Origin of the sequence: Enterorhabdus sp. P55, assembly GCF_009911695.1 — a bacterium.
In the GTDB taxonomy this organism is placed as follows: domain Bacteria; phylum Actinomycetota; class Coriobacteriia; order Coriobacteriales; family Eggerthellaceae; genus Enterorhabdus.
In genome coordinates this window covers 1-7,763 of the sequence record NZ_QWKK01000101.1, presented here as the reverse complement: position 1 = coordinate 7,763, position 7,763 = coordinate 1, and the positions used below count along the sequence as shown (strand labels likewise).

Below are 7,763 nucleotides of genomic sequence, written 5' to 3'. Positions count from 1 at the left end.
CCAGGGCGGCCGGCGGCCGGCGGGCGCGACTGGTGCAGCTGACCGGCGGTCGCGACCGAGCGGCGGGCGCAGCCGGCGCGACCGGAGCGGCCGGCGGGTGCGTTCGGACCGGCCGGCAAGTACGTTCTCCGACGCTAACGGGGCCAAAAATGACGACTTGACGACGTGGCTGTGCCCCCGTCGGGGCCTAAGCCGTGCGGATGGCGCGTAAAACCCCAGGTCGCGCTCTGCGACGTTCGCCAGGGCGCGCGGCAGGATCGCGTTTCCGCCGGTTGCTTGTCGTCAGGTCGTCATTTTTGGCCATTTTGCGGCGCGCGGCTGCGCGACGGCGCGCTGCGGCAGGCGTCGCGTCCCCGAGGCGTCTCTCTTCCCGGCCGCACGTCGTCGAGAGCACCTCGCGGGGGAAGGAGCGAATGGCTATAATGGGCAGGCTGTGATTTGCCGAGACCACATACGCGATGCCTTCCAGGCGGCCGTGCCCATCATGCTGGGGTACGTCGCCATCGGCATACCCTGCGGCATCCTGTGCGACTCCATCGGCCTGAACGCGCTGCAGGTGTTCCTGCTCTCGGCGCTGTTCTACTCCGGCGCCGGGCAGTTCATGATCCCCAACATGTACCTGGCTGCCTCGCCGCTTGCCTCCATCATCGCGAGCGTCTCGCTCGTCAACACGCGCCAGATGCTCTACGCGGCCTCCTTCGCGCCGGAGTGCCAGGGGGTCTCCAAGCGCCTGGCGTTTCTCTTCGCCGCCACGGTGACCGACGAGTCCTACGGCGTGTCCACGGCCAAGTTCGCCGAAGGCGGCTGGTCGGTGGATCGCGCGCTCATGGTGAACCTGTTCTCGCAGAGCTCGTGGGCGCTGTCGAACGTGGCGGGCGTGCTCGTGGGCGGTGCTATCGGCATCCCGCTCAACATCGCGGCCTTCGCCATGACCGCCATCTTCATCTGCCTGCTCGTGACCCAGCGGATGACCTCGGCCAACATCGTGGCCATTGTGCTGGCAATGGCAGGTGTGTACCTGTGCAAGGCCGTGGGCCTCACCGGGCCCGCCATCCTGGTGGGCGCGCTCCTGGGCGTCGCGGGCGCCATGGCCTACGCGAGCCTGCGCGACCGGCGCATCGTCGCGAAGTCCGCCCAGATGGATGCCGCCCTGAGCGGTGGGGATGGTGCGGGGAGTGCGAAGGGCGAGCACGTGGGGGAAACGCCGCAAGGCGTGGGCGGAGCCCGGGGTGCGGCTGCCGGAGAGCGGGCGGAAGAGGACGCGGGGCGCAGGACGGATGCCTGGTGCGAGGCGAGTGCTCGCGCGGGCGCGGCGGACGTGCACGCGGATGCTGCTGGTCGGCGCGCGGCGGCTGGTATGCGAGATGCGGATGCGGCGCTGGAGGGCGAGCGGGCGAAGCCCGGGGCGTGCGGTACGGATGCGAGCCGCCTGCCGAAGGCGGCGGCCGCACCGAACGCCCGGGGCGCTTCGGACGGTGACGTGGCGAGCGTGCGTGAGGCGGCGGCCAACGGCGCCGCGGGTGAGAAGCTCGCCGCAGAGGACGCGGAAGGAGGCGCGCGGCGATGAGCTGGGAGGAGTTCTGGGTCGTGCTTGTGGTGTGCGCGCTGACGATGCTCGCATGTCGCGTGCTGCCGCTGTTCCTGCTGAAGGGCCGCGAGCTGCCGCCGATGCTCAGCCGCGCGCTCGGCTTCATTCCGCCCGCCGCCTTCGCCGCCCTGGTGGCCAACGACCTGCTGACGCCGGGCATGTTCGCCGGAGGGCTGTGGCCCGCGGCTATCCCGCTCGTCGCCGCCCTGTGCGTGGTGCTGGTCGCCTGCAAGACGCGCTCGCTGCTGTGGAGCGCGGTAGCCGGCGTCGTCTCCTACGCCCTGCTCACGCTCATCTGACGCTCGCGTCATCGCGCGGGAAAGCCGACGATGCGGCTTGCTATCCGCGCGCCTTTGATAAGGGGCGGTTTCTCAGGGGCGGCTTCTCGGAGGTGGCTCCCCAGGGGTGGCTTCTCGGGGATGAATTCCATGGGACAGCGGGCGAGGACCCTGCTGTCTTCTTCGAGTGTTTCACGTGAAACAAAAAACGAGCAAATAGTTAGATATAGAGAACTTTTGTCCAATCCTCGGGGTTTCGAAGGCAAATGGCATGCGAGCATTCAGGCAGCGAGGGTTGGCGCGCGCGTGGGCGCTCAGGTTGCGAGGGACGATGGGGGACAGATGGCTGGGCGTGAGGCCGATGTGGGGCGGATGGCTGGGCGTGAGGCCGATGGGGGGGGCGGATGGCTGGGCATGATGGTTGGTGGGGTGCGGGTAGGCGGGCTGCGAGGATGGATAGACGGGTGGGCGCTCGGATCGAAGGGGAGATGGACATGCTGATGGCTGAGCTGCGAGGGTGGCCGAGTCCTTGGGCAGGGTCGTGACGACGGATAGGCGCGGGTGCTCGGACTGCGAAGATTGATGGGGCTTGGGGCTAGCGGGGATAGAGGGCAGGGGGGGTGGCGCGGGCGAAGGAGGCGCCGCAGCCGTCGCCTGCGTAGGGCTTCTTGGCGTCGCGTTGTCATTAGAGGCGTACGAATGTTTCACGTGAAACATTTTGCACGACAGGTGCACTTGCGCTGCGTGAGAAGCGAGAGAGAAGGAGGTCGCCGCCTGCATCACCGCAGCCGACAAGCGCCGCCTGCACTGCGTAAGAGGCGGAATCGCCCGGGGAGCGAAGAGGTGCTGAGGGGGTGGGAAGGCAGCTGGATACGGGGCGATTTGGCTCGAAAAGCCACGTTTTCCTACGTACGAATGTTTCACATGAAACATTTCGTCGCCTTTATCTGCCGGAGAAACGAGGGATGCTGCTGGTTTGCGGGAATGCTCTCACGTGCGGCGGCGGGGTCGGCCGCCAGGCGGAGCGCCTCGGGCGGGCGCGCAGCTCGTCTGTCCGCCGGCCTCCTCGCTCGACACTCTCGTTCTCCCGCGTTCTTCCCGCGGCGTCCCCTCTGCCCCCCCCTCGCGCCCCTCCTCCCTCCGCCTCTCACGGAAGGGCGCCCCTTTGCCACCCTCCCATCCTGCCATTCGAGACAGCGCCTTCTTGCTCCCACGCAGGTGAGCCCTCCACCTCCTCGCGCGCGCCGTCTCACGCGCGGGCGCCCCCTCCGTCTCCTCGCAGGTGAGCCCCTCCACCTCCTCGCGCGCGTCCGCTCACGCGCGGGTGCCCCCCGTCTCCTCGCGCGCGGGCGCCCCCCGTCTCCTCGCGCGCGGGCGCCCCCTCTGCCCCCTCGTGCGCAGGCGCTTTCCCTGCCGTCTCGCGTGCGTTCTTCTTGTGATGGGCGTCTTTCGGCCGGTGGGGAGGGGGGCGGCCGTTGGGGGAGGGTGGGGTGCCGTTCGCCTAGCGAGGTTACGCATTTGGAAATCGTAACACCGACGGGGCGCTCGACTGCTATCATGTGTTACGCATCAGAGAATCGTAACACCGCAAAGCGATCATCGCGGCAGCGTCCGGCTGCCGGCGAGCGAGAGGAGACGCCCGTGGCTTCCACTACCCCTATTACTCGACGCAGTTTCATGCGGGCAGCGGCCTGCGCAGCCGGCGCCCTGTCAGCTGGCGCGCTCATGGGCGGCTGCGCGCGGCAGGACGACCCGGCTCCTGCAACCTCGGGATCGGGGGAGGGGTCGGGCTCCAGCGCGACGCCGGGCCAGGTGGTCATCACCATGACGCCGGGGTCTGAGCCGGCGGGGGGCTTCGATCCGTTGGTGGGCTGGGGAGCCGGCGAGCACGTCCACGAGCCGCTCGTCCAGTCCACCCTCATCACCACCGACGACAACCTCGAGTTCGTCAACGACCTGGCCACGTCCTACGGCTGCTCAGATGACGGCATGACCTGGACGTTCACCATCCGCGATGACGTGCGCTTCACTGACGGCGAGCCCCTCACCGCCGCCGACGTGGCCTTCACCGTCAACGGCATCGTGAACGGCGAGGCGGCCGAGGCCGACCTGTCCATGGTGCAGGAGGCCGTCGCGCTCGACGACGTGACCGTCGAGCTGCGCATGAGGCGGCCCAACAACGCGCTGCTCTACACGCTCGCCGTGGTGGGCATCGTTCCCGAGCACGCCTACGGGCCCGATTACGGCGCCCATCCCATCGGCAGCGGACGCTACCTGCTGGAGCAGTGGGATCGCGGCCAGCAGGTCATCCTGCGCGCGAATCCCGACTACTACGGCGAGAAGCCCCTGATGGAGCGCGTTATCATCCTGTTCATGGAAGAGGACGCCTCGCTCGCCGCCGCCCAGTCGGGCACGGCTGACGTGGCCTACACTTCAGCCTCGCTTGCCGGCGGCGTCCCGGCCGGCTATGACCTGCTCGTCTGCGGGACGGTGGACTCCCGCGGCATCTCGCTGCCAACGGTGGGACCCGATCATGGCCCGGTGGTGATCGAGGGCGACATGGCCTACTCGGCGGGCAACGCCGTCACGAGCGACGTGGCCGTGCGTCGGGCGCTCAACTACGGCATCGACCGCGACCTCATGATCGACAACGTGCTGGCCGGCTACGGATCGCCCGCTTACAGCGTGAGCGACGGGATGCCCTGGTCAAGCGAAGCCATGCGCGTGGAAACCGACGTCGAGGCCGCCGCCGCGCTCCTGGACGCGGCCGGCTGGGTGCCGGGGGCTGATGGCGTGCGCGTCCGCGACGGGGTGCGCTGCGCCTTCGACCTGTACTACTCCGCCGGCGACTCCACGCGTCAGGCCCTCGCCTACGACTTCGCCGAGCAGTGCGCCGCCCTCGGCATCGCGGTGAGCCCGCGCGGTGCCAGCTGGGACGACATCTACCTGCGGCAGTACGCCGACCCGGTGCTCTGGGGCTGGGGGTCCAACTCGCCGGTTGAGCTCTACGAGCTCACGTACTCGGACGGCTGGGGAAACTACGCGCTCTACGAGAGCCCGGAGGTGGACGCCGCCCTCGCTGCAGCCCAGGCCCAGCCGACCGTCGAGGCGTCCTACCCGTTCTACCAGCGCGCGCAGTGGGATCCCGAGACGCGCACGGGCGTGGCGCCCGAGGGCGCGGCCACCTGGGTGTGGCTCGCCAACGTCGATCATCTCTACTTCGAGCGGGAGGGCCTGGTCGTGGCGGCCCAGAAGCCGCATCCCCACGGCCATGGCTGGTCGCTCGTGAACAACATCGACCGCTGGAGCTGGGCGTAGGGCCGTGGCGCGCTTCGTCCTGGGAACCATAGGCCGCTTCGTCCTGCTCATGCTAGCGGTGAGCCTGGCCGTCTTCGTGCTGGTGGATCTGTCGCCCATCGACCCGCTCCAGGCCAACCTGGGCCAGGCGGCCCTGCTGGGCATGAGCGACGAGAAGCGCGCCGCCCTGGCCGAGCGCTGGGGCGCCCACACGCCGTGGCCCGAGCGCTACGCCGCCTGGGCCGGCGCCCTCGCCCAGGGCGACCTGGGCACGTCGCTGCGGTACAACCAGCCGGTGGCCCAAGTCATCGCCGAGCGCGCGGGCAACTCCCTGGCGCTCATGGGCATCGCCTGGGTGGTGAGCGGCGTGCTCGGCTTCGCCCTGGGGGTGGCCGCCGCCCTGCGGCGCGGCCGTCGGCTCGACCGGGCGGTGCGCGCCTACTGCTTCGTCCTGGCGTCGTCCCCGACGTTCTGGGTGGGGCTGCTCCTGCTGACGGTGTTCGCCGTGGGCCTGGGCTGGCTCCCGCTCGGGTTCTCGGTGCCGGTGGGGAAGGCGGCGGCCGACGTCACGCTCCTCGATGCCCTGCGTCACGTGGCGCTGCCGGCGCTCACGCTCTCGCTCACGGGGGTGGCCAACATCGCGCTGCACACGCGGGCCAAGGCCCTCGACGTGATGGGAAGCGAGTGGTTCCGCTTCGCCCGGGCGCGCGGGCTCTCGCCGGCGCGCGCCATGACGCGTCACGGGCTGCGCAACCTGGCGCTTCCCGCCGTGACCCTCCAGTTCGCCCAGGTGGCCGAGATCTTCGGCGGCTCGGTGCTGGTGGAGGAGGTCTTCTCCTACCCGGGCCTGGGCCAGGCGGCGGTCACCGCGGGCCTCGGCGGCGACGTGGAGCTCCTGGCCGGCATCGCCCTTGTGTCCGCGGCCCTCGTGTTCGCCGGCAACCTGACGGCCAACCTCGTCTACGGCCTGGTGGACCCGCGCCTGCGCGTCTCCCGCGCCACCGCCTCCGCCCGCCCGCCAAGAGGGGAGGGGATCGCCCGTGGCTGACCTGCAAGGCGCCGCCGACGCCGTCCGCACCGCCCCCGTCCCCTGTGTGGCCGACGCCCCCTGCGCCGATGCCGTTCCCCTGCTCTCCGCTCCGCGCGAGCGTCGGCTGCCCAACCGCCGCGCCGCCCTGGCCCTGGCCGTCCTGGGGGCCGCCGCGCTCATCGCCGTGGTGGCCGCGGGCCTGGCCCTGGCCCCCGAGGCGTCGCGCGTGGACTTCGCGAGCAAGGCCCTCGCCCCCTCGGGGGCCCACCCCTTCGGCACCGACTGGCTCGGCCGCGACATGCTCCTGCGCACCGTCTCGGGCCTGGCCGTCTCCGTCGTGGTGGGGCTGTCCGCCGCCGTGGCCTCGGCCCTCATCGCCCTGGCGCTCGCCACCGCCGCGGCCCTCGGCCCGCGCTGGGCCGATGCCGTGGTGAGCTGGCTCATCGACCTCATGATGGGCATTCCCCACATCGTGCTCCTCATCCTCATCTCCTTCGCCCTGGGCAAGGGGTTCTGGGGCGTCGCCGTGGGCGTGGCGCTCACCCACTGGCCCAGCCTCACGCGTATCCTGCGCGCCGAGATCCTCCAGTGCCGCCAGTCCGGCTACGTGGCCGCCGCCCGCCGCCTGGGCGCCTCGCCGCCGGCCATCGCCTGGCGCCACCTGGTCCCCTACGTGCTGCCGCAGTTCATCGTGGGGCTCGTGCTGCTGTTCCCCCACGCCATCCTCCACGAGGCCGCCATCACCTTCCTGGGCTTCGGCCTGCCCCCCGACCTGCCCGCCATCGGCGTCATCCTGTCCGAGGCCATGGGCTACCTCTCGGCGGGCATGTGGTGGCTCGCGGTGTTCCCGGGCCTGGCGCTCGTAGCCGTCGTGATGCTGTTCGACCTGGTGGGAAGCTCGTTGAGAAAGCTGGTGGATCCCCATGGCGCCCAGGAGTAGGAAGGTGAGGGCTGTGGAGAAGGAGCTGGGGCGCGCCCCTGGCGCCTCTGTCGCGGAGCAGGCGCCTTGCAGCCTGGCATCTCCCGCGGAGGTCGCGGAGGCGGCGCCCTCGGCCGATCCCGCCGCCGCTGGCGCGCCCCATGAGGCCCTCGACCACGGCGCCTCGCCGACGCATCACCACCACTCCCACGCCGCCGGCTCGCGCCATGGCCACGGCCATCACCTGCTGCAGGTGGAGGGGCTCTCGGTGTCCTTCCGGATGTACGACGACGAGGCGGCCCCGTTCTTCCGCGCGCCTCAGCGCGACGTGGAGGTCATCCACGACCTGTCCGTCTCCGTCCACGAGGGCGAGATCGTGGCCGTGGTGGGCGCGTCGGGGTCGGGCAAGACCCTGCTGGCCGACGCGGTGCTGGGCCTGTTCGAGCCCAACGCCTCCGTGCGCGGGCGCATCTGGTTCGACGGCGAGCCCCAGGACAGCGCGTCCCTGGCGGCCCTGCGGGGGGCCGGCGTGGCCCTCGTGCCCCAGTCGGTGGCGAGCCTCGACCCGCTCATGCCCGTCGGACGCCAGGTGGAGGGCGTGCCGCGGGGCCGCGGGGCCGCCCGCCGCGCCGACGCCGCCCGTCGCGCCGA

The 7,763-nt window shown here is 71.0% G+C and carries 6 protein-coding genes; all 6 read left to right on the top strand.

Going from position 1 to position 7,763, the window contains the following annotated elements; genetic code table 11:
- Window positions 1–484 precede the first annotated feature (484 nt).
- Complete coding sequence (locus D1643_RS12275; RefSeq protein ID WP_370520325.1) at window positions 485–1,567, top strand: AzlC family ABC transporter permease; 1,083 nt, start codon at window positions 485–487, stop codon at window positions 1,565–1,567.
- A complete protein-coding gene (locus D1643_RS08935) occupies window positions 1,564–1,887 on the top strand; it encodes an AzlD domain-containing protein (RefSeq protein ID WP_160710291.1) in 324 nt (107 codons plus the stop codon). The genes D1643_RS12275 and D1643_RS08935 overlap by 4 nt, the downstream gene beginning before the upstream one ends.
- 1,620 nt (window positions 1,888–3,507) lie before the next feature.
- Complete coding sequence (locus D1643_RS08930; RefSeq protein WP_370520324.1) at window positions 3,508–5,184, top strand: ABC transporter substrate-binding protein; 1,677 nt, start codon at window positions 3,508–3,510, stop codon at window positions 5,182–5,184.
- A 4-nt stretch (window positions 5,185–5,188) separates the two neighbouring features.
- Complete coding sequence (locus tag D1643_RS08925; RefSeq protein ID WP_160710290.1) at window positions 5,189–6,211, top strand: ABC transporter permease; 1,023 nt, start codon at window positions 5,189–5,191, stop codon at window positions 6,209–6,211.
- The gene (locus D1643_RS08920) at window positions 6,204–7,133 is read left to right on the top strand and encodes an ABC transporter permease (protein WP_160710289.1); all 930 of its coding nucleotides are present in this window, start codon (window positions 6,204–6,206) and stop codon (window positions 7,131–7,133) included. Before D1643_RS08925 ends, D1643_RS08920 begins: the two co-directional genes overlap by 8 nt.
- 13 nt (window positions 7,134–7,146) lie before the next feature.
- Window positions 7,147–7,763: ATP-binding cassette domain-containing protein (locus D1643_RS08915; protein ID WP_370520323.1), on the top strand; the 617-nt coding region annotated here is incomplete at its 3' end.

Excerpts from the sequence above, each read along its gene's own strand:
- D1643_RS12275 (WP_370520325.1), top strand. The coding sequence starts at position 485 with ATGCTGGGGTACGTCGCCATCGGCATACCCTGCGGCATCCTGTGCGAC.
- D1643_RS08935 (WP_160710291.1), top strand. The coding sequence starts at position 1,564 with ATGAGCTGGGAGGAGTTCTGGGTCGTGCTTGTGGTGTGCGCGCTGACG.